Source organism: Paenibacillus sp. FSL H7-0735, assembly GCF_038008505.1.
Classification (GTDB): domain Bacteria; phylum Bacillota; class Bacilli; order Paenibacillales; family Paenibacillaceae; genus Paenibacillus_AQ; species Paenibacillus_AQ odorifer.
The window spans coordinates 428379-451113 of the sequence record NZ_JBBOZH010000001.1; the positions used below are offsets into that span (position 1 = coordinate 428379).

Annotated in this window: 17 protein-coding genes; 13 read left to right on the plus strand and 4 right to left on the minus strand. The window is 44.6% G+C overall.

Features of this window, described 5'->3' with window-relative positions; all coding sequences use genetic code 11:
* Positions 1-17: 17 nt before the first annotated feature.
* From NSS82_RS01970 to NSS82_RS02020, 11 genes are all read left to right on the plus strand, one after another.
* Positions 18-1301, plus strand: a complete 1284-nt coding sequence (locus NSS82_RS01970) for a TerD family protein (RefSeq protein WP_076274111.1) — start codon at positions 18-20, stop codon at positions 1299-1301.
* 27 nt (positions 1302-1328) lie between these two features.
* Positions 1329-2069 carry a TerC family protein gene (locus tag NSS82_RS01975; RefSeq protein WP_036687425.1) on the plus strand — a complete coding sequence of 247 codons (741 nt, stop codon included), beginning with the start codon at positions 1329-1331 and terminating at the stop codon, positions 2067-2069.
* Between the two features lie 225 nt (positions 2070-2294).
* The gene (locus tag NSS82_RS01980; protein WP_232061116.1) at positions 2295-3503 is read left to right on the plus strand and encodes an HpcH/HpaI aldolase/citrate lyase family protein; all 1209 of its coding nucleotides are present in this window, start codon (positions 2295-2297) and stop codon (positions 3501-3503) included.
* On the plus strand, positions 3448-4890 hold the full coding sequence (locus NSS82_RS01985; RefSeq protein WP_081386804.1) for a phosphoribosyltransferase family protein: 1443 nt from the start codon (positions 3448-3450) through the stop codon (positions 4888-4890). Before NSS82_RS01980 ends, NSS82_RS01985 begins: the two co-directional genes overlap by 56 nt.
* Positions 4871-6022: a cysteine protease StiP family protein gene (locus NSS82_RS01990; protein ID WP_076274110.1), complete on the plus strand. Its 1152-nt coding sequence runs from the start codon at positions 4871-4873 to the stop codon at positions 6020-6022. The genes NSS82_RS01985 and NSS82_RS01990 overlap by 20 nt, the downstream gene beginning before the upstream one ends.
* Positions 6019-6852, plus strand: coding sequence for an HAD family hydrolase (locus tag NSS82_RS01995; RefSeq protein ID WP_038568311.1), 834 nt, complete (start codon positions 6019-6021; stop codon positions 6850-6852). The genes NSS82_RS01990 and NSS82_RS01995 overlap by 4 nt, the downstream gene beginning before the upstream one ends.
* Positions 6849-7904 carry an ATP-grasp domain-containing protein gene (locus tag NSS82_RS02000; RefSeq protein ID WP_036687430.1) on the plus strand — a complete coding sequence of 352 codons (1056 nt, stop codon included), beginning with the start codon at positions 6849-6851 and terminating at the stop codon, positions 7902-7904. Before NSS82_RS01995 ends, NSS82_RS02000 begins: the two co-directional genes overlap by 4 nt.
* A 25-nt stretch (positions 7905-7929) precedes the next feature.
* Positions 7930-8646, plus strand: a complete 717-nt coding sequence (locus NSS82_RS02005) for a hypothetical protein (RefSeq protein WP_370510591.1) — start codon at positions 7930-7932, stop codon at positions 8644-8646.
* Positions 8647-8657: 11 nt separating this feature from the next.
* Positions 8658-9758 (plus strand): toxic anion resistance protein, encoded by a 1101-nt coding sequence (locus NSS82_RS02010; protein ID WP_036687432.1) that lies wholly within the window; start codon positions 8658-8660, stop codon positions 9756-9758.
* A gap of 461 nt (positions 9759-10219) precedes the next feature.
* Positions 10220-11008 (plus strand): formate/nitrite transporter family protein, encoded by a 789-nt coding sequence (locus tag NSS82_RS02015; protein WP_076101186.1) that lies wholly within the window; start codon positions 10220-10222, stop codon positions 11006-11008.
* Positions 11009-11200: 192 nt separating this feature from the next.
* Entirely contained in the window at positions 11201-12817 is a 1617-nt protein-coding gene (locus tag NSS82_RS02020) for an ATP-binding protein (protein WP_036687435.1), read from the plus strand.
* Between the two features lie 91 nt (positions 12818-12908).
* On the opposite strand, the gene NSS82_RS02025 is transcribed toward NSS82_RS02020, so the two are convergent.
* Both NSS82_RS02025 and NSS82_RS02030 read right to left on the minus strand, forming a co-directional pair.
* Positions 12909-15191 carry a TPM domain-containing protein gene (locus tag NSS82_RS02025; RefSeq protein ID WP_076274109.1) on the minus strand — a complete coding sequence of 761 codons (2283 nt, stop codon included), beginning with the start codon at positions 15189-15191 and terminating at the stop codon, positions 12909-12911.
* A 174-nt stretch (positions 15192-15365) separates the two neighbouring features.
* Positions 15366-15509, minus strand: a complete 144-nt coding sequence (locus tag NSS82_RS02030) for a hypothetical protein (protein WP_167348483.1) — start codon at positions 15507-15509, stop codon at positions 15366-15368.
* 305 nt (positions 15510-15814) lie between these two features.
* Here NSS82_RS02030 and NSS82_RS02035 point away from each other — a divergent pair, with 305 nt between their 5' ends.
* A complete protein-coding gene (locus tag NSS82_RS02035) occupies positions 15815-18937 on the plus strand; it encodes an EAL domain-containing protein (RefSeq protein ID WP_076274108.1) in 3123 nt (1040 codons plus the stop codon).
* Positions 18938-19056: 119 nt separating this feature from the next.
* Here NSS82_RS02035 and NSS82_RS02040 read toward each other — a convergent pair whose 3' ends face one another.
* Complete coding sequence (locus tag NSS82_RS02040) at positions 19057-20151, minus strand: GGDEF domain-containing protein (RefSeq protein ID WP_076274107.1); 1095 nt, start codon at positions 20149-20151, stop codon at positions 19057-19059.
* 234 nt (positions 20152-20385) lie between these two features.
* Between NSS82_RS02040 and NSS82_RS02045 the strand changes: the two genes are divergently transcribed.
* Positions 20386-21900 carry a methyl-accepting chemotaxis protein gene (locus NSS82_RS02045; RefSeq protein ID WP_076274106.1) on the plus strand — a complete coding sequence of 505 codons (1515 nt, stop codon included), beginning with the start codon at positions 20386-20388 and terminating at the stop codon, positions 21898-21900.
* A 75-nt stretch (positions 21901-21975) separates the two neighbouring features.
* On the opposite strand, the gene NSS82_RS02050 is transcribed toward NSS82_RS02045, so the two are convergent.
* Positions 21976-22491 (minus strand): nucleotidyltransferase family protein, encoded by a 516-nt coding sequence (locus tag NSS82_RS02050; RefSeq protein WP_051491511.1) that lies wholly within the window; start codon positions 22489-22491, stop codon positions 21976-21978.
* Positions 22492-22735 lie beyond the last annotated feature (244 nt).

Below are 22735 nucleotides of genomic sequence, written 5' to 3' on the forward strand. Positions count from 1 at the left end.
ATAAAGGTGGCGTAAGAATGAGTGTTAACGTAGTCAAAGGGCAAAAAGCTGATCTGACCAAAGGAAATGCTGGACTTCATTCTATAATCGTAGAGATCGGCTGGAATGCTCCGGCTGCTCTGGAGATTGACAGCTCTGCTTTCCTGCTTGGATCAGAGGGTAAAGTAAGTAAAGACGAGGATCTGATATTTTATAATAATCCAGCCACATCTTATATTAGGTATAAGGATGTGCCAGGATTCAATGACCGCAAGCAATTCGAAGTTCAATTGGATAAGATTCCTTCCGATGTGATGAAGATTGCCTTTACGCTTACCATCTATGATGGGGAGAAAAGGGGTCAAAGTTTTGGGCAAGTTAGTCAGGCCTATTTTCGGATTCTCAATCAAGTGACAGGTGCGGAACTGCTCCGATGTGATCTCGACAATCTTTTCTCCGTGGAAACGGCCATTGTGGTAGGGGAATTATATAGATATAACAGTGAATGGAAGTTCAGTGCCATTGCAGCGGGGTTTGCCGGAGGTTTGAAAGAGATATGCAGCAACTTCGGTATTGAAGCGAACGAGGAGCCTGCTCCTGCTGCTGCTCCACAGCCGGAGGTTAAGCCGCAGATTCCACCACAAATCTTCGCAACGCCGCCTGCGCAGCCAGTGAAACGTGAAGAGAGCTCTCCACCGACACCTCCGCCTTCGCCAATGAATCTCAACTTGAAGAAAATCGAGCTGAAGAAAAAAGGCGATTCCATCAATTTGAAAAAATCAGCTAGTGGTGATCTAGGGGAACTGTTGATTAATCTCAACTGGAACCAGAAGCAGGGCGGACTCTTTAGTCGTAAAAATGGTATAGACCTAGATCTTGCTTGTCTGTATGAACTGAAGAATGGCAGTAAAGGAGTGGTACAAGCGTTAGGTAATGCCTTTGGCTCACTAAATCAACCTCCTTATGTCATGCTTGATGGGGATGACCGGACAGGCTCCGTAACTACTGGTGAGAATTTGCGTATAAATGGTATCAAAATTTCCGAGATTGAACGCATTCTAGTGTTTTCCTTTATTTATAAAGGGGTAACTAACTGGTCAGAGGCCGATGGAGTTGTCACCATCAAACAAGGCGGAGGACCTGATATCATTGTAAATTTGGACGAGCATAACAACCGAAAAGGGATGTGTGCCATTGCGTTATTCCGGAATGTAAGCAATGAAACATTTAGTGTTGAACGGCTGGTGCAATATTACAGTGGTCATCGTGAGATGGATGAAGCCTATGGCTGGGGGCTGCGCTGGGTTGCGGGCAGCAAATAATCGATTTTACCGGAGGCGCAAAGTGTAATGGATTGGTTCGCAGATTTTTTTAGAAATATTAGTGAGAATTACGGGCATTTTTTCTCATGGAGTGATGTAGTAGGCACGCTCTCTGATCCTGTGAGCTGGGGGATTATCGGAAGCTTAATTCTACTAGAAGGTTTGCTCTCAGCAGATAATGCGCTTGTGCTTGCCGTTATGGTTAAGCATCTACCTAAGGAGCAGCAGAAAAAGGCTCTTTTCTACGGTATCTTAGGGGCTTATTTGTTCAGATTCCTGGCCATTGGACTAGGGACATTTCTTATTAAGTTTACTTTGGTTAAGGTTCTTGGTGCACTGTATCTCTTTTATATCGCATATAAAGGTTTATTTAAGGGCAGTGGCGAAGAGCATACGGAGAATAAAGGCACTTCTTTTTGGAAGACGGTTCTCCTTGTTGAATTAATGGATATTGCTTTCAGTATTGACAGTGTTATTGCAGCATTTGGACTTAGCGATCAGGTTTGGGTTCTCTTTATGGGTGGTATCTTAGGGGTTCTGATGATGCGCGGAGTAGCGCAGGTATTCTTGAAGCTTATTGATAAATTCCCTGAATTGGAACAGGCAGCGTTCCTGCTTATCGCCATTATTGCGGGTAAGATGCTAGCGGGTGCTTTTGGTTTTGAATTGCCGCATGTCGTATTCTTTACAATCCTTATAGCGGTATTCGTGGGTACGATCCTCTATAGTGCTAGACGTAAGAAAAAAGATGCCCATAAAAGTGCATGATTAAAAAAGTAATTGCACCATAGAGAAGTCGGAGCCGATCATGCAAGAATAGAAACGCCTGCTTCTTTCAGGTAATCGTATATGTTATAGCGTAGGCCTTCACTTATATTTGAGAGAGCCAAGATGCCATCCCCAAGGGAGAGTATTGCCGGTTCTGACACTCTCTATGAGGAGAGGTCTACGCTTGTTTTGCTTGGCTTCGCAAAACTATAAGGGGGAACCGATTTGAGATACTTCGATTACCTGACGAAAGAACAAGAAATCTCTTTGTTTTACACTCCGCCTATCTCATTTGATCATACCACGAACAAGGAACTGCTAGCCTACGCTGTCGGCGCTGCCCTCTATATGCCGGCTACCCGTGCAAGTGTTGCAGAAGACATCATTAAGCTCAAAAATGCAGGTCTAGTGACGGTTATTATAGATCTGGAGGACGCAATCGGAGATGACCAGGTTGACAATGCAGAGGAGTCTATTATCCAACATCTCATTTATCTAGCTGCTTACGCAGAAAATGAGCTGGATTCATCGAACAGCCTCCCGCTTCTTTTTATACGAGTACGTAACCCGGACCAACTCCGGCAAATGATTTTCCGCTTGGGATCCTTGGTAACGATGTTAACAGGGTTTGTATTTCCTAAGTTCTCTGTAGACAATGGAATTCAATATTTTGAAACGTTAGCTGAGTACAACAATACGCGTGGTTATAATGATCCTGTGCTTTACGGGATGCCAATCTTGGAAACTGCACCTATTATTTATCGGGAAAGTCGAGTGGACAGTCTGCTATCTATCCGTGATTTACTCCGTAATTACCGTGAACTTGTCCTAAACGTCAGAATTGGGGCAACGGATTTCTCCAGTCTGTTCGGACTGCGTCGCAGTCCTGATGTTAGTATTTATGATCTTACCCCTATCCGTGACTGTATCTCGGACATTATCAATGTGTTTGGGCGGGTTGAAGAGGGATATGTGATCTCAGGACCCGTCTGGGAGTATTTTGCGAATAAAGGTCATCGAGTTCTCCGGCCGCAGCTGCGGCAGACGCCATTTGAGGATACTTACGGCAAAAACGGCCGTGATATGCGGAATAGCTATATCTCGAGCAGTGTGGACGGGCTAATTCGTGAGGTTATTTTGGATAAAGAGAATGGAATTGTGGGTAAGACGATTATTCATCCTTCTCACCTTAGACCTGTTCAGGCGATGTATACGGTGATGCATGAGGAATACGTTGACGCTTTAAGCATTGTAGAAAGTAATGATGGCAGTCTGGGCGTGTTTAAGAGTCAATATTTTAATAAAATGAACGAAATTAAGCCCCATCTGAATTGGGCAAGACGAATTTTACTACGATCTCAAATATACGGGGTGTTACATGAACAACAGCATTTTGTCGGATTATTACCCGAAAACGAATTTACGCACGTATAACATAGTCGAGAACCTGCAAGTGAATGTAACCGAAACCTTTAACCCCTTTCATATGCCTCTGGATTCTTTATTTTCTATGGCGGCGCGAATTAATAAAAAACGAACTTTTCTGTTTGTCAGTAAGGTGCTTGGCAAGCATATCCCCGTCGATCCGTATACTTCACTTCTAAGCGGAGCAGCGTTGGCGCTGCTGTTATATCAGGAGATGAACGGCGATTCCGTGGATAGTGATCGTATGACAGAGTTATTGGATATGGCGGTTCATGGGCTGATTCATCCTGAATTTGCTAAGGAAGCCTATCAACAATTGCTAGCGGCCCGACTGGTTTTGCCCAAGCCTGTGGTTTTTATTGGATTCGCAGAAACGGCAACTGCATTGGGTCACAGTGTGTACAACATCTTTGCTGAGCAGGCATCCTATATTCATACTACGCGTGAGCATATTCCTGATTTGGAGTCTGTTGTAAGTTTTGTAGAAGAGCATTCCCATGCAGTTGATCATCTATGTTATGCCTTGGATACGGAACTCTTATCTGGGACAGAGCCCATTATATTGGTAGATGACGAGATTACGACCGGAAAAACCGCGATTAATACGATTCGAGATATTCAATCAAAGTTCCCGCGGGAGGAATATGTGGTAGTCTCTCTTCTGGACTGGAGAAGCGGCAGCAATCTTCAACACTATAGTGAGCTTGAACAGGAGCTGGGGATTCGCATTAAGTCGTTATGTCTGCTACAAGGGAATATTGAAGTGATAGGTTCACCGGTGTTTAATAAGGATACAGAGCAGCTGGATAGAGAGGCTGCTTTAGAGTGTGAGGTTGTAACCACTTATGCTCAAGATGGAATGGAACGACTGGAGGTATCCTCTATGGATTCTTATGGTGAGATCAACACAGCGCCGTATATGAAATATAGTGGACGCTTCGGAATTGAGTCACGGGATAATCTGGAGCTTGATCAGGGTGTGAAACGAATAGCTGAGCAGCTGCGGCAATTGCGTAGAGGACCGAAAGCCTTGGTAATGGGTGTAGGAGAATTTATGTATCTTCCGATGAGAGTGGCGGCGGAAATAGGGGAAGGGATTGCTTACCAGTCTTCCACAAGAAGTCCAATCCACCCTGAGCGTCGGCCGGATTATGGGGTACATAGTGCTGCTGCGTATCCTTCAGCTGGTGACCCGGAAATCACAAACTTTATTTATAATATAGCTCCTGGTCAATACGATGATATATTTGTGCTGATTGAGCGTGATGTACCGCATGAGCGTATGAAACCTATGCTTGATATACTGAAGAAACTGGCCCGCCATAAAGTGCATCTTATTGTACTGACCTCGGAAAGAAGAAGTGGAGGCCCTACCTATGAAGGGAACAGTAACTGAAGAAATTCTAAATAGAAGTATAGCCGAACCGGTTCCGCTAGGCAGCTATTCTCCGTCAGATGTTATATTTTTGCTTAAGGATCTGAGCGATGTTTCACTGGAGCGGGCGACTGACGAAAGAGAGGCCGCCATTCAATCAGGTGTACACTACTCTGAGATGCTGCCCGTGGAATATCAGCCTACTGAGCAGTATATTGAGTTATTTCACGAGACGCTGGAGCAATCTGCGGAGAAGGTCGCTCTAGCAGTAGCGGTAGTCTCTGAGATGATTGTCGCTCAACGGGGACTTGATACGGTGTTAGTCTCTTTGGCAAGAGCGGGAACACCAATTAGTGTACTGATTAAGCGTTATATCCAAGAGCGATATGATGCTGATTTGCCGCATTATAGTATCTCTATCATTCGGGGCAAGGGGATTGATGAGAACGCAATCCTCTATATTCTGCAAAAGCACGGGCTTGACGCTGATTTGCAGTTTGTCGATGGATGGACGGGGAAAGGAGCTATTCGCCAGGTATTGATTGAAGCGTGCAACAGCCTGTATGAGAAATATGGCATTCGGCTAAATGATGACCTGGCCGTATTGGCTGATCCCGGGAACTGTTCAGGCACGTTCGGTACTAGAGAGGATTATCTTATTCCTAGTGCATGCCTCAATTCTACGGTGTCAGGGCTGATGAGCCGGACAGTGCTACGCGACGATTTAATCGGTCCGGAAGAATTCCATGGGGCTAAATTCTACAAGGAATGGCTCGATACGGATGTATCTAATGTATTCATTGCGGCGATCTGCCCGTATTTCTCCTCCGTTGCGGAAGAAGCACAAGCGATTGCTGAACAGATGCAGCAATCCCCGCCAGAAATTACATGGCAGGGGCTGCGTGATATTCAGAGTATTCAAGAAGTGTTCGGCATAGATAACATCAATTTGGTCAAGCCCGGAGTCGGAGAAACAACCCGAGTGCTGCTGCGCAGAGTACCGTGGAAGATTCTTGTCGATACTATGGATAATCCAAATCTCCGTCATATTATTCTCTTAGCAGAGGATAGGGGGGTTCCAGTAGAAGTATTCCCTGGACTCACCTATTCCTGTTGCGGGATTATTAAACCGCTGAGAGGTGAGACGGAATGATCTATGCCAGTGATTTGGACCGAACGTTAATCTATTCCCTAAATGCAATCGGTGTCCCGGAGAATACTCCGGGCCTGGTTCCTGCGGAGGTTGTGGATGGCAAGACGGTTTCATACATTTCCCAAAAAGCATTGGCTGATCTGATGGAGCTTACTTCCCGTATTATCTTTATGCCCGTTACAACACGTACAATCGCGCAGTATAAGCGTATTAATCTGTTTCAAGACACGATTATTCCAGACTACGCGATTACTAGTAATGGCGGGAATATTCTGATTGGTGGCGAAGTGGATAAGAGCTGGAGAGCTTCTGTGGGCAGGCTTGTTCAAAATGAATCGGCTGCGGCAGAAGAAGTTAGAATGCACGTTAGGTCTGTAGTGCACGAGGAATGGATCATTAGTGAGCGGTATTGTGATGATTTATTCTATACCTTTGTGGTAGTACGTGATTTATTACCTATGGATGAGATTACGAATCTGGCAGAGCGATTATACGATTTGGGCTGGCGGGTATCCTTACAAGGGCGCAAGCTATATGTCGTTCCTGCCGCTGTAAATAAAAGTGATGCGATTGTTTATGTACGCCGGACGGTTCGGTCAGAACCGATGGTAGCATCGGGAGATTCCTTGTTGGATAAGAGTTTACTAGAAAGTGCGGACTATGCGATTGCTCCTTGTCATGGAGAAATATTTGCAGAGCAGCAGAGTGGTCTTGTAAAATCAAGGTATCCCTTTACGAAGCAAGCGGGTGTTTTTGCTGGTGATGAAATTCTACAGTATGTAAACATGATCTATAATAACTTAACCGTATTGGGAGTTGGGCCACTATGAAAAAGGTAAACATTTATTTCAATCGCTGGTTTTCCGTCGCTTACCATTATATGAATCTCATCCGCAATAATGAGGATGGCGTTCCTGTACAAATCTTCGCCACGCACCCAGATATTCACCATATGTCACTTCAAGGGGCTGATGTTGCTGGGACTGAACCGGCACTGACTGGAATAGAATATGTTCAATTTTGTGTGGATTTCTGTCGCCGCAATGAGATCGATATCTTTATTCCACGGTTACATATGCTGGATATAGCTTTGCATGCTGCTATGTTTGATGCGATTGGTACCAAGGTTCTGGTCTGTAGAGATTTGGACTTGTTGGAGACCATCATGGATAAGGGTAAGTTCTACGAAAGTGTTAAGGAAACCGGGATTATGACAATTCCTGATTATCATGTGGTCAGTACAGCAGAGCAGTTCAAAGAGGCTTATCATGATCTTGTAGCCAAAGGGCATCGCGTATGCTTTAAACCTACGGAGACAGAGGGGGGCCTCGGCTTCCGTATCATTGATAACACACGTAGTCCTCTGCAGGAGCTGTTTGGTCATGTAACACCGCTGATATCCTTCGAAGAGGCTTATCGTATTCTGGGAAGTGAAGCTACATTCCCTGAACTTATGGTGATGGAATTGCTGGAAGGTTATGAATACAGTATAGATTGCTTGTCAGATGAGAACGGCAGACTGTTAGCGGCTGTGCCCCGTCGTAAAGCTGGCGGCCGTCTGCGGCTGATGGAGCATATTCCGGAGCTGGAGGAGATCGCTTCTCGGGTAGCAGAGGTATATAAAATACCTTTCAATTTCAATATTCAAATGAAGTATAGTGGTGGAATTCCTAAACTGCTGGAGATTAACCCCCGGATGTCTGGAGGTCTTCATATTTCTTGTCTGTCTGGAATTAACTTTCCATACCTGGCTGTCAAAAGTGCACTCGGCGGAGAGGTACAGCCTGCGGAGTTCGGCGATAATGTGCTTGCCAGCCATGTAGAGCAGCCGCTAATTATGAAAATAAACGGCGAATCCGTAATTTCGGATCCCGTGAATTGAGCGTTCGCAATCTCGCTCACAAGAGGTGAGAAAAATTAAATTTAAATCGAAAATATTGCTGTATGCCGGTATTGGCTATGTTGTCGCTGTATTAACGAGCTCTTTTCTGCCTGAGTTACTCTCCTTGCTGTTGCCTGTAGCAGGTGCTGCTGTAGGGGTTCTTGCAACGAGAAGTCCGAGAACCAACCTTCCGGCTGAGGTGCTGCCAGCAGGTCCAGAGACGGTACCTATTGCTCCAGCTCCCTCTGCAAATGCTCCGCAATTAAATAGTGCGGCAAATAATGCTGCACCATTTAATCCGGGCAATAGTGGTAGAACTGAGGCCGAACCGACGAAGATTGGACCGGAATTTGCTCCGGTAGTTGAGTATCTTAGCATTCTGGAAGATATGATTATCTCCGAAGGGCAGAAGGATACACTGGACAATGAAATTGTCGAGAAATCACTGGCGCTTTTTGCGAGACTTCAACGTGTAATTCCGCTGCTGCAGGAGCTCAATAATGGCGATATTAATCACACGGTCCGCAGATTGATTCTGAAGGATTTGAATGGTGTGATTAACCCATTTTTGCGCCTAAGTGGTGAAGCAAAGACGAAGAATCGGAGAACGCTGCTGAACGGTCTAAGAGATGTTGATTCCAAAATATCGGATATTGCTTCGACGATCGAACATAAAGACCTGATGGAACTTCAGACGAAGGCGGAACTGATTCATCAGCGGTATAGCAGTTCCGAATTATAGGAGGGAAACCCATGTCCACGCAGTTGATCCAATTAAAAAAAGAAGATGAACAAAAGGTAGTCGAAGAAGCGGCACAATTGATCGAGAAGGTATCCCAAACAGATACAGTCACACTGGATTCTTTAATGGATGATATCGGGAAGCTTGGGGTGAAGACGCAGGAAAAAGCAGGCCAAACCCTCAAACTGCTGGATCGTCCGGTAAATGACCTGATGTCCGGTAAGCGTGTTGAAGTGCCTAACATGATTATGAAGCTGCGGAATGAGTGTGAAAATCTGCAACAGAGTAAGAATGTTAGCTTTTTCGGCAAAATGTTGCGGAAGAGTCCGATGAAGAACTATGTGTACAAATATCAGTCTGTCCGCACGAATATTGATGCGATTGTTACCGGCCTACGCGACGGCAGAGATACCCTCGAAGAGAGTATTGTAAATATGCGCCAGCTGAAACGTACCTCTATGGAGGAGATCTATAACCTGCAGACCAAAATTGCCTTCGGCAATAAGCTAAAAGAGCTGTTCGAGGTGGAGATTGCGAAGCCTGAGAATGAGTTCCGTAAAGCTTATCTGGAGCGTGGTCTACGTAAAGTGATGGTTCGTATTCAGTCCATGACAGAGATGATTCTATTGTACAATCAAGCGATCGCTGCTACAGATATCATCAATGACAATAATGATAAACTGATCGATTCCGTGAATAATGCGATTGATAAGACCTCTAATCTGATCACAGTGTCGGCAATGATTGCGATGTCGCTGGCCGATCAGGAGAATGTTATCAATGCTGTAGAAGCAACAAATAAGACGATTGAAGATCAGTTTAAAGAAAATGCACGCTTGCTGCGTACGACTACAGAAAAAACGACCGAGCTTCTATCCAAACCTTCCATGTCTATGGAAGCCGTGAATCAAGCGATCGGCGATCTGCTTAGCGCATTAGACACTTCGGAACAGTCAAACCGTCGTATTATCGAGAGCTGCCAGGATTATACATCCAAAATGACGACGATCAATACCCAATTGGGCAATCGTCTAGGTCTCAATGAAGCGGACAAGCCTGAGGCGCTGAAACAAGGTGAAGCAGAGAGCCAACTGAGCAGTTTCTTGAACTAATTAGTTAAAAAAAGACCGTAAAAATATAGCAGAGCAGTGAGCCTTCGTTTCTGGGGGCTCGCTGCTCTGTTTTTTTTTGGTTATGGGGTAGTTTGCTTCACCTGCTGTATAGGCGTAAACGCGATCTAATCAAACGAAGTTTGCTGTAGCCAAACATAAAGCCCTATCCACATACATAAGTTGTCACAAGACTACATGTGGAGGAAGTGGGGATAGGCTATGGTTTTAGGCTGTTTGATACTCGTGCTTATCATCGTCGCCAGCAGTGAAAAAGCAGAAGCCATTGCTAAAATGAATGAAGACAATTAGCAAGAGGTAGCTTCGCTTCCCCGTAAGTATTCAGGGATTTTTTGGCGTGAATTGGTTCAAGTAATTTCCAGCGGGTTATTGGGTATAATAACGCAAGGCTGTACGATTAGCCCATAATCAGCTGGAAATACCAAAATCCCTAAGGAGGTCACATGGAGAACGAGGCGCTGCTTCAGGTTGAACATTTAGCACTTAAGAAACAGAAGATATTCCGGCAAAGCGTAATGCGCTATATTGCCAGAGCCATGCTGGCCAGTATGTTTATCGGATTCGGTGTAATTGTAGCATTTAAGACAGGCAACTATTTCTTTATGGAGCAATCCCCCTTTGCTTATCCAATGGCTGCGATTACTTTCGGAGCGGCTATTATTCTAATTTCTTTTGGTGGCGGGGATTTATTCACCGGAGATACTTTTTATTACACATACACGGCACTTAGACGGAAAATGAAATGGTCTGAGGTTGTCCGGATGTGGATCATGAGTTATATCGGTAATATTCTTGGAGCTGCCGTTTTTGCCTTGCTGATTTTTTTGACAGGACTGTTCTATAGCTCAGATGTAAACGGATTTTTGCTATATGTAGTGGAGCATAAGATGGAAGCCCCGGCAGGTCAGCTTTTCTTTCGGGCTATTCTTTGTAACTGGCTCGTTTGTATGGCTTTTTTTATACCGATGAATATGAAAGGCGATGGGGCCAAAATGTTCGCAATGGTCTTATTCGTATTCTGTTTTTTCATCTCCGGCTATGAGCATAGTATTGCCAATATGTGTACCTTTGCGATTGCGCTTGTACTTGATCATCCCGGAACGGTATCGTGGTATGGCGTGGTGCATAACCTTGTCCCCGTTACGATCGGCAATTTAATTGGCGGTGGCGTACTGATGGGGGTAATGTATTATTATGTGAATAAACCTTTTTTGGATGACACTAAGCATTAACAGAAAAACAGAAAATAATAATCCTCCAAAACTTCGCTCTTTTACAGGGGTGGAGTTTTTTTGTGCAGAAAGTTATTTTTTAACATTGGGATTATTTGATTTTTAAGGATTGAAAAGGATTAGAGGGAGAGAGGTAGAATACATAATTATGCAATGCAAAATTGAAGATTCATACAGAATGGGGTAAGGGCTTTGGATGAGACAACAGGGATACTGACGGATGAGACCATTATTAAGGCTTCCAATCAGCATTGTATAGACCAAGGAATTGATCCTGAGCAACCGCCTGTCTTTGCAAAGGGATATTCTGCTGATGAATTGGGAGCGCAGCTTAGCGTATATAGTGAAGTGATTGAGGTTATCGAATTTTTTGTCAAAAAATTTCTGTCCTCAGTAAAGGGGAACCCGATCCTAATTACGATTTCGGATGATGCAGGTTATCTATTGGCGTTCCAGGGAGATGCGACGATTATTGATCTCGTAGGACAGGTAGGCATCAAAGAAGGCGTGCAGATGAACAAAGAGGTGGGTACCAATTCAATCGCTTTAGCCCTTGAATATCAGAGGCCATTCCAGCTGACAGGACGAGACCATTTCCATCATATTTTGCATCATTTAGTATGCTGTACGGCTCCATTTTATAAAGAAAATGGGCAGGAAATCTTAGGTACAATTTCATTTATGGCAGATATAGATGTAGCCCATCCCCATTTGCTGCCTCTGCTCTGTACGATGGCTGACTCGATTGAACGTGAGATTTTGTTGCGGAGAGGAAATTCTCAGCTGCAATTATTAAATCGGATTTTGCTAGAGACCAATTACTTAGGGGTAATTATAACAGATCAATTCGGAACAGTCGTGAATATAAATGAGAACGGTTTAGCCATGCTTCATTTGGGTGGTGAGCATCAAGAGTCTGTTGTTGGAACTAGTGTCTTTGAAATTAGGAATGTGGGCGCATACTTTCAACATGTCATCATACATCATGTCGCATGTGCCGGGTTAGAAGTGATTCAGGAGAAAAACGGGTTGTTCGAGCATTATATGTTAGATGTACTACCCGTTTACGATGCGAATGGTTACTTAGCGCGTGTGATTGGAAGTTTGCGCAACATCACGGAGATGAAAAGAACGGAAGAAGTGCTACGCAATACAGAAAAGCTAGTGGTCGCAGGACAACTGGCCATGAGCATTGCACATGAGATCCGCAATCCCCTGACTACGGTGAAAGGGATGCTTCAACTGGCTAATAAAGATTCACGTCTGCTGCATTATGATCTCATTATGTCAGAAGTGGAAAGAATGAATCTCATTGTGAGCGAGTTTCTTATTCTGGGTAAGCCGCAGGCTGCGCATTATATGACTGAACAATGTAGTACGATCCTTCTGGAAGTATTGAATATCTTCGCGATTCAGGTGGAGATGAATAATATAGCGTTGAATACAAAGATCCATTATGATGCTGAGATCGAATGTGACCGCAATCAGATTAAGCAGATTTTCCTGAATATCCTAAGAAATTCAATGGAAGCTTTGCCTTTTGGCGGGAGCATTACAGTAACTCTTGATGTGAAGGATGAATTCCAGGTGATTACCTTTACCGATAATGGAGAGGGTATGAACAAGGAAGTTCTGGAGAAATTAGGGGAGCCCTTTCACACGACCAGAGGTGATGGGAATGGACTTGGCTTCATGATTGTCAAAAAAATCGTGACTGCCCACAGAGGATATGTGGCAATAGCTAGTGAAAAGGGAGTGGGCACAGCCGTTACAATTTATCTTCCAATGGCACATTCATACCACAAATGAAACAGCAATAATTCATAATTAAAAAGACTCTTCCGCCCGGTATAGGCGAAAGAGTCTTTTTGTATATCCATTTGCATCTAATGGTGAGGAATCACCACTTTGAGCCACCCGATGAATTTCCACCGGATTTGCCGCCGCCACCGCCCCAAGAAGAACCGCCGGAGGATTTGCCGCCACTGCCGCCTCCGCCCCAGGAAGAGCCGCCGGAGGAACGTCCCCCACCGAATCCACCTGAAGAAGGAGGACCAGAGGACATTCGTTTACGGGCTTGTGCACGCCGCTGTTGCTCTCTCATCATGGCTAGCTGGGCCAGCCGTTCTTCCTCTTCCTTTTGGCGAATGATTCGGTTCGCTTCATTCACAAAGGAAGTGATCTGAGCGTCATAAGCGCGGCCAATCGATTCCAGTTCCTCTAGGTTGTAAGGCCGGGATGACAGCCGTTGCTCCAACTGGCTATATTCCGGCAATAAGGACAACTCAAAGCGGATTCTGGAAGACAAGCCTCTGCTGTGCAGCATTCGCTGGGTCGTCTCTACCCGGCTTTGTCCTTCGGAGAAGAGACGTTGTACTTTATCAAGTCTTTCATTTAATACATTTAGACTTTCAGAGACACCGTCATATTGCCGGCCAGCTTCATCCTGCAATGACAGCAAGCGCTCCAGCGCATCGTGGGCCTTGTCATATTCGCCCCGTTCATCACTGGTCCAGTTCTCAATTTGCGCCACTTCACCTGCGCCTTCCCGAAGACGTGTGCTCCACTCCGTCAGAATATTCTCTATAGTAGCTACATGCTGTTCTTCGAAATGTACACGTGCTTCTGTAATTCGTGCCTGCAGCTCGTCTCGCCGCTGTTTCAAATGGCTCCATGTGGTGCGGAATGTCTCTAGATCTCTACGGTTATTCTGCCGCAGCAGTGCTTGCTGCTCTGTCATAGCAATAGCTTCATCCAGAAGAAGGTCTAGACTGGCGCCGATTCTGCGCACCTCATCCATATCTCCTATACGCAGTGGCGCTTCAAGAGTCAACGATTCTGCGCGGGCCTGCTCCAGGTGATCATATGGCTTAACCTTCATATTGTGCAGTGAATTCTGTTCAATGATCCCGGTGATTTTGGCACGTGCCGCAGCTAATACCGTAGGGAATTTGTTTAGCTTATCATCATAGAGATCAACATCCTTCAGATCCTGTTCGATCTTTTCCTGACGTTCCTGTGCATCCTCGGTAACCTCTTGTGCAGCAATGGGATCAAAAAGCTCTAATTGGTCTGCCTTAGCTGTCTCCTCCGCAAGCTCCTTAAGTTCTTCTACAATTTCTTGAAGTTCATACCCGGTTTCTTTAACTGCACCTTGCAGTTGCTCTTCAAGCTCCGGCGTATCCTCTTTCAGCTCTGTAATACGCTGTTTGACATTGCGGTCAGCTTCGCTGATGACAGCAATGTGTTTCTCTTCCTCTTCAAGCGCTGCGCGGAAGGAAGCTTCGGTCAGCTGTAATTGTTTCACAGCTGTCTTGAGGGCAGCCAAGCGATAAAATGCCGGCTGAACGCCTTGACCTTCGCTTTGTAGTGCAGAGATTTCAACGAGCTTGGCAGACAGCCGCTTAGAAATACCCTCGACTAGCTCTCCCGTCTTGCCTTGAACGATCCCTTGAAAAGGATTTAGCGATTCCAGTGCCCGATTTGCCTGGACCATTAAATTAGATAACTGTTTCTGTTGCTCGCTAAGCTGCTTGCGACGACGCAGGCCCGTAACCACTACAAAGAGTACAAGGAGGATTAGAAGGGCTCCGATAAGAATCGCTGCAATCATAAACATGGAGCTGCTGGAGCGGTTTACACCATTCCCGGCGCCGACTGCGCTCCCGCTTCCTGCGGTTCCTCCAGTATTGCCGGCACGATCTCCAATAGAATGGATGGCATTAATCAAAGTCTTTGTCCCGCCAGCGAAGTCCCCTTTTTTGGCATAAGGAATGAAATAAGTGTCGAGCAGTTTTTGGATGGCTGAACTTCCCGAGGACCCTCCCTGATTCTTAGACCAAGTATTTAACGAGCTTTGAAAGTCTGGATTTAAGAAATTTAGCTCAATGGACTGGTCACCAGCGGAGATCAGCAGTAGAAGATCCCGCGTGGACAGTTTCCACGAGTCGTAAACCTTGTCTGCATACTTATCAGCTGGAGTACCGTCTGTGGAATCTACAGTGAGTACGTGGATGGTCAGGAGTTCTCCAGTAGCGGTAGCAGAAATAGACGCGGCTTCTGCGGAACTGAACATTTCAGCGTTATCGGTAACGAATCCCTGCTGTGCAGGAATTCCAGCGGCATATGCACCGGGTATCCATAACAGGCTGAGCATTAAGAATAAAGCTATATACTTTTTCAAGCTGACACGCTCCGATCTGAAGGGCTTTTTATTCTATATATTATGCTGATAATTATACTATATCATTAACCATCAGGTGACCTGGAGATACTCCTATTATTATATAGCTATGTCGGCATACCAACAAAAAAAGCCATGCTCCCAATAAGGGAACACGGCGTATATTCAGAAGCATTATCTTGTCGGCAGACAGAGAATGTATTGCAGTCTGGATTTAATTTCTTTTTGCCATTTCAAATCTCCAACTTTAACGGCAAGATTGAGCAGATCCAGATAATCGTCAACCTGTAATGTTGTTCGGGTAGAGGTAACGTTCATGGGTGATCAGTCTCCTTTTAACTTAAATATAGTAAATTGAAATTATTAACGCTTATAATAATGATAATCATTATCATCGTTTGTCGTTATTGCTATTATCCACATTTTCTATGTAAAAAGCAATATAAAAATCAAGACTTCGTAACTTTTATCATTTACAAATAAAAGAGTCCATCGAAAGATGGGGATTTGCGTATAATGTGTGGTTTTAGGAAAGAATTAGCAGGAATCTTACCATATTTTGTCGAATACTTTTTAGAATAATGCTTTAAATTCTAAATTTTTGCAAAAAGGGGAATTGGGCAATGAAGCGGTGCACAATGTTGCTTCTGATTATTTTTCTGCTTTTGCTCGTACCTCCTACAGCCGCTCACGCCGAAAGAGAGGATATAAGGTACCAAGTAGAACTGGAATATCCACCGTATAAATATGTAGAAAATGGGTATTTGACCGGGTTTGATATTAATTTGAGCACGATGATTTTTGAGAAGCAGGATTATCTTATTCACTACAGTACTGGGCAATGGGATGAAGTTTACAGTCGGCTGATTCAAGGAGATATTGAGATAGCAGGTCTTATGGCAATTACGGAGTCGCGTAACCAAGAGGTGTTATTTTCAGATCCAGTTATTAAAAACTATATTTCCATCTATGCAAGGCGAGAGCTTGAGGATGAGATCGATCTAAAGACGTTGGGAAGTTATAAGATTGGGTTAGGGAATGGACAGTATTCTGCAACCGTGCTGAACAGCAAGGTGGGGATTACAAATTACATAGAGTATGCAACGACTCCTGAAGCTTTAATGGCTCTTGAAAAAGGGGAAATCGACCTTCTATTTGAGAATCAGGAAGTGATCGATTATCTGATTGCTGAACAGAAATTGAAGGGGAGTATTATCAAAAAAATGAGCAATCTCTACCCTAGGGATGTTGCTTTTGCAATAAGTAAATCCGCTCCGGAGCTAGTAACTTATGTTAACGAGAGATTGGATCGCCTGCATCGTTCCGGTGCTTTTGAAGAGCTGTATCAGCACTATTTCTTCGTTCATTCAGATTATTATAAAGTTATGATGCGCAATAGATTTATTGTGGGAGCCATTATTCTGCTTGGTCTTCTAATCATTAGTGCGGTTTTGCTAAAAATGTATATTAATCACTTACGGCGTGCGGTTTATTCGGAACAGCAATTTTTTGAGGATGTAATAGAGCATAGCGGTATGGTGGTTTGGGCTGTGCAGGCGGATAAAAAGGTAGTTCGGTTTAACAATTACGCTGAGCGAATGACGGGCCTATGCGAGAATGAAGTAGTGGGCAAAAACATTGAGGATATCGAGGGTCTGGCAGGCAGTACGGCGGCTATTCGGAATCTGCTGGAAAGGGCAGTTCAGCTTGACTATGTTGATAATATTGAGCATAAACTTCCGGACAATTCGCCAGCAGCGCGGTATTTTTCATTTCGGACCACCTTGTTAAAAGGATTGGATAAGCAGGCAGCTGATATTTTTGTGCTTGTAGGAGTGGATATCGATGAGCGCAAACAAAATGAGCTAAGGCTTCAGCAAAGTTATGAGGAACTGGAAGCTACTTACGAAGAGCTGTCAGCGACAGAGGTCGAGCTACAGGAGCAATTTGCTAAGCTGCAGGTAGGTGAACGACGGTTCAGTCTCGCGACAGAGGGTTCTGGTGCTTACATGTGGGAGCTTGATTGGGAGACAGGACTGTATAATCTATCGGATCGCTGGTACAAGCTCATGGGCTATACGGAGGATGAAATTAATTCATTCGAAAATGGGGTGCTTAGTATTATTCATCCCGATGACCAGCCATCATCCCAAAAGGCAAGACATGATCATCTGGCAGGTTTAACACCTATCTACGAGACGGAATACCGCATGCGGACCAAAGATAATCAATTCGTCTGGTTTGAGGTAAGTGGTAAAGCTATCGTTGATCCAAAGGATGAAGTTGTGTTATTTATCGGTTCACTGATTGATATTAGTAAGCGGAAGCAGGTAGAGCTAAAGCTGAGCAACAGTTATCAGGAGCTTGAGGCAACCTATGAACAGCTAACAGCCACACAGCAGGAGCTTGTAGAGCAATACGATATGCTGGTGGAGAATCAAAAACACATGCATCGTCTAGCTTATGTGGATGAGCTTAGTAATTTACCCAACCGTGTATGTCTACTGGAATCTATGGAGAAATATCTGCAATGTTCAGGAGGCAAGGCGGCGCTGTTGTTCGTAGATACCGATAATTTTAAATACATCAATGATACCTTAGGGCATAAATCCGGTGATGTTCTCATTCAGAAGGCTAGCAAAAGGCTGCAGTCGTTGGTGCGTGAAGGGGATATGCTCTCTCGGCTCGGTGGGGATGAATTCGTGATTTTTATTAAGGATATAGAAGACCACGAGGATGTGTTAGACCTGGCGGAGCGTATCATGAGAGCGTTCAGGCAGTCCTTTTTAATCGGAGAGAGTTATTTGTACGTTTCCGTAAGCATCGGAATTTCCTTTTATCCGGAAGATGGGGAGACCACCGAGCAAATCTTAAAAAATGCGGATGTCGCTATGTACCGGGCAAAAGAGGATGGCAAGGGGACTTATGTGGTATATGACAAATCCATGCATACTGCGTTTAATGAACGGATGAATATAGAGAAGCATTTGCGCAGTGCCATGAATAATAATGAGTTTGAGCTATATTATCAACCGCAGGTGGATATCCAGTCTGGATTAATCTCTGGTTTTGAGGCTTTAATTCGCTGGAATAGTCCAACGCTGGGCTTTGTATCTCCACTTTCTTTTATCAAAATCGCCGAGGATTCCAGGCTGATTATTTATATTGGAGAATGGGTGCTTAGGGAATCGTGCATCTTTATGAAGGGCATTCAAGATCGTATGGGCATTCCTTACAAGATATCAGTTAACATTTCCATTATTCAACTATTGCAGGATGATTTCGTCGAGATGGTGCAGGAAAGTCTGGCTGAAAGCGGGCTAAAGCCTAGTTGTCTTGAACTGGAAATCACCGAGTCTATCTTTATGGAATCGTTTGAGAGTATCGTGAATAAGCTTCAATTCCTCAAATCCCAAGGCATTCGTATTGCGCTGGATGATTTCGGAACGGGGTACTCATCTCTTAGTTATTTGCAGCAATTGCCGATTTCTACGCTTAAAATGGATAAAACCTTTATCGATTCGCTTTCGGAAAAAGCTTACAGCCAGTCTTTTGTGCAGACCATTATACAGCTGGGCCACAATATGGGGCTGGAGGTCGTTGCGGAGGGAGTGGAAGAGATCAGCCAGCTGGATTTCCTCAGAAAATCGGGGTGCGATAAGGTACAGGGATATCTGGTTAGCAGACCTGTTCCTAAGCAGGAAGTGGTAGAGCTTTTGGAACCGCAGAAGCGTTACGGAATATAGCAGTTGATACACAGCCCTCATCTGCAAGGTGGGGGTTTTTGGTGTGAAATGCTTCTGAAATTAAGGCTTTGCAAAAAAAACAAGCTCCGACAGATAAACAGTGTCTGTGGAGCTTTCCATTAGCTGATAACAATTTTATTCTTCCCGGTGTTTTTAGCTTCGTAAAGTGCATCATCAGCCTGCTGAAAAGTGGTATTTTTGGAGTCTTCGCCTGTGTAATCATGCATCCCGATACTGACGGTTATGCTTTTTCCTTCCATTTCAGCAAAAGGGGTATCGGCGACTTTGGCTAGAATTTGTTGCATGATTCCATAGGATTGCTCAAATGTTTTGGTAGTCAGAATGACAATGAACTCCTCGCCCCCGTACCGTGCGGCGAAATCATCAGGACCGATATACTCGAGCAGGATCGCTGCGACTTTTTGTAATACGATATCTCCAACGGAGTGTCCATAGCAATCATTTACTTTTTTGAAATTATCGATATCCATAACGGCAAGCTGCATGGAGAATGGATTACTCTGCTGATGCTCGATTAGCCAACCCAAATATTCGTGAAAAGTCTTGTGATTATACAGATCAGTCAGGGGATCTATCTTAGATAGACGATCCATGATTATATTCTGAATGCGTAATTCCTGTTCTGACTTGACGGAGTTCTGCAGGGATTGCATCAAATCACGTCCGCGAACGATTACTGCAAAACCTGCCAAAGCAGTACCTGCAAAAATAAGAGCGATAATGATTGTTTGGGTGATCGGGAAGTACTCGTGAATGGATGTCTTGGTGAATAAAATGATCGTGTACAGTAGAGAAATAGCAGAAGTGGCTATCATATAACTGCTCTTCAGATAGATCATCGAGACTAGTAGCGGGAACAGCATAATTAATGATTTAACATGCAACTCATCGCTGAGATTGACGATAATCAAAACCGCAAATAGATGGCTTGCAACCGTAATGGAGAGTTGGGCCCACAGAGGCCTCCATCTATAGATTACTTCTAGAATAATGATCAAACTCACTATGATGGAATCAGAAATCAACGAGTGCTCAATATAACCGTTCCTGGTTGGGGTTTCCGGACGCTGGCTCCATAAGGATAGAGTCACAATGAACTGAATACTTAAATACACAATCAGGATAATCCAGAATGAATTGAGAAGCACACGATTCCAATAGGTCTGACGAGGAGTTTGAGGTGTGGCGCGCATAATGTGATCCTCTTTTCCAGTGGCAATATGCTTATATATTCGACAATAAGCTCAGGTTTCCTCTTGATGGCTTTCTTGGAAGCGGGAGTTCAACAAGCATCTTTATAAGGGGAGATTGCCTGGCCCGGGGAATGATTGATCGAAAAGGAATACTATAGAAAGTATTTCCTTTAATTAACTCTGCTGATATAATGTTAGAATACATAACATCAATCGAGTGGAGTGGGAATAAAGATGCAGATCCGTCGAAACCAGATTTTCGTAGTCGTCCTGTTGCTTCTTGTCAGTGTGTACAGCTTATTGATTGATATGCTCTGGATGCATAAGCTGGTGATTATTCTGCTTATGGGTTCTCTAGGATGGTTCTCGCTGAATACATCCCGCTACGGTTATCGCAAAGAAGCGCTGCTGAAGGAGTCACAGGACAAAGTGGAGCTTCTTGGCAATGAGATTGTAGTTACCTCGGATCGGCTGCATGGTGCACTTGAAGAAATCAGCCGCCATACAGAGCAGCTGCAGCAGACTGCAGATTATTCACACGCGTATGAAACGGATTTAAGGATTCGCAGCAACGAGGCTAAAGCCAATATTGAAGGGGCCTATCAGACGATGGGCGGTGTAGCCTCAGTTACAGCACATATCGAAGAATTGACGGAAAAACTAGGCTCGAATATGCATTATGCTCGGCAAGGAATGACAGCAATGGTAGATTCCCTGAGCATTGCAGATGTGGTGATGAAGGATCTGCAAACACAGAGTGGGGACATGTTAGCTAAGTTTACTACCCTGAGTAATCATATTGCGATGGTAGAGGAGATCAATACATTGATTAACTCCATTGTGAATGAGACCTCATTGCTCGCGCTGAATGCTTCTATTGAAGCGGCCCGGGCCGGTGAACAGGGCCGCGGATTTGCAGTAGTGGCCAGCCGGATTCGGCAGCTGGCTGATCAAAGCAAGAGCTCGGTAGACCGCTCCTCAGGCATCTTGCTTGACATTAATAATGGAGTACAGCAGGTGCTGGAATCCGTTACGAAAGAGCAAGTCTCAGTGGAGCGTGGGGTGAACGAGGTCGGCACGGTGAAGCTTCGACTCGATGATATCGCGTCGAGAGTAGATGAAGTAGGCAGCGCCGTGACGGAAACAATCGATGCTGCCGCGAAGCAGGGCAAGCTGATTGTAGAAGTGACAACGGAGCTGAGCGGTGCGGTGGCGATCGTGAATGAGACGATTGCCAATGTAGACCTTACGCTGGAGCAGGTGACACGGCAGCGGGATCAAATTGGGCAGCTGAACGAAGTCAGCGCCAATCTGTTAGCGGAGTCGCAATCCTTGCAGCAATCGGTTACTAGCATTGCGGGCAGAGCGGAAATTGAGATGAGCCAATATGCAGCCCGGCTTCAGGAAATGCAGAGTCTCTTGGAGACGATTTCCGCCAAGGAAGAACTTTACGCTCCAGATACTGAAGTTCATCAAGGTGTTTTGAACGCTTACATTAAGAAAATTCCAGATGTACAAGCCATTTGGTCTAATCGGACGGATGGAACCTTTATCTACTCCGAGCCAGCGGCTGGCTTGTTGAATGCTAAGCGGCGTGATTGGTGGAATGGGGCCATGAATGAAGGTGAATATGTCTCTAAACCTTACGTATCTGCGATTACGAAACGTTCTTGTATTACATTATCTAGAGCAATCCGGAATCGTCAGGGAGATGTAGTAGGCGTGGTGGGTATTGATTTAGCGGTGTAATAAAGCAACAGCAGCAAGCCCTTCTGTAGCAGAGGCTTGCTGTTTTTTTTATTCCGATGCTAACACAACTTAGCTTTAGGTAGCGCTGACCTGCAATTGCTTCCACGTTGCCTGCCAGTTTTTTTGTGCAATTCGTTTTTCATAAATAGGGAGTAAGCTTGGATTATTGTTGAAATGAGGGGTAGCCCGCAACACTACATTAATAACATCCGCAATCCCATGCGGAGCGGTTAGGATAACCTTACCGTATTCATCTAAGGAAAGCCCAAGCGCTGTAGCTGTTTCCGGAAACTTGGAGATGGCATCTACAGATGACGTATAGGGTGCAAGGTTGTTAATGGTATGCATTCTTGCTTCATTCTTAACGGACCATGGCACATGGGGATTTAAATCTCTTAGTTTTGCCTCCCATTGCTTTTCCACTTCCTCATGAAGATTGCTGCCGTCATAATAAATAACATCAATATCTGGCAAAGGGGTCCGTTCTTCAAATCCATGTAAGGTATCCCAGATTTTTGAACGTACAAACCCCGCACAAACCCACCAGTCAGGTAACTGTAGCGATCTGGCATTTTCTAAAATATCCATCATCCAGGGATCATTATGTACAAGCTGAATGATATCTGCCTCGTGTTCTATCTTGCGCAAACTGCCACCTCCTAATATTCATGCTTCCAATCTGTTAATATCATACAACAAGAGTTTCAATAGAGGTATAAAGGGACAGGCTGAATGGACAGAGGCATGAACTATCTTTATAATGAATCGACATCGAGACCTTTGGAGGCGGTGACCGTGCAATATACGTTTACTATATTACTGCAATTGTTGGAAA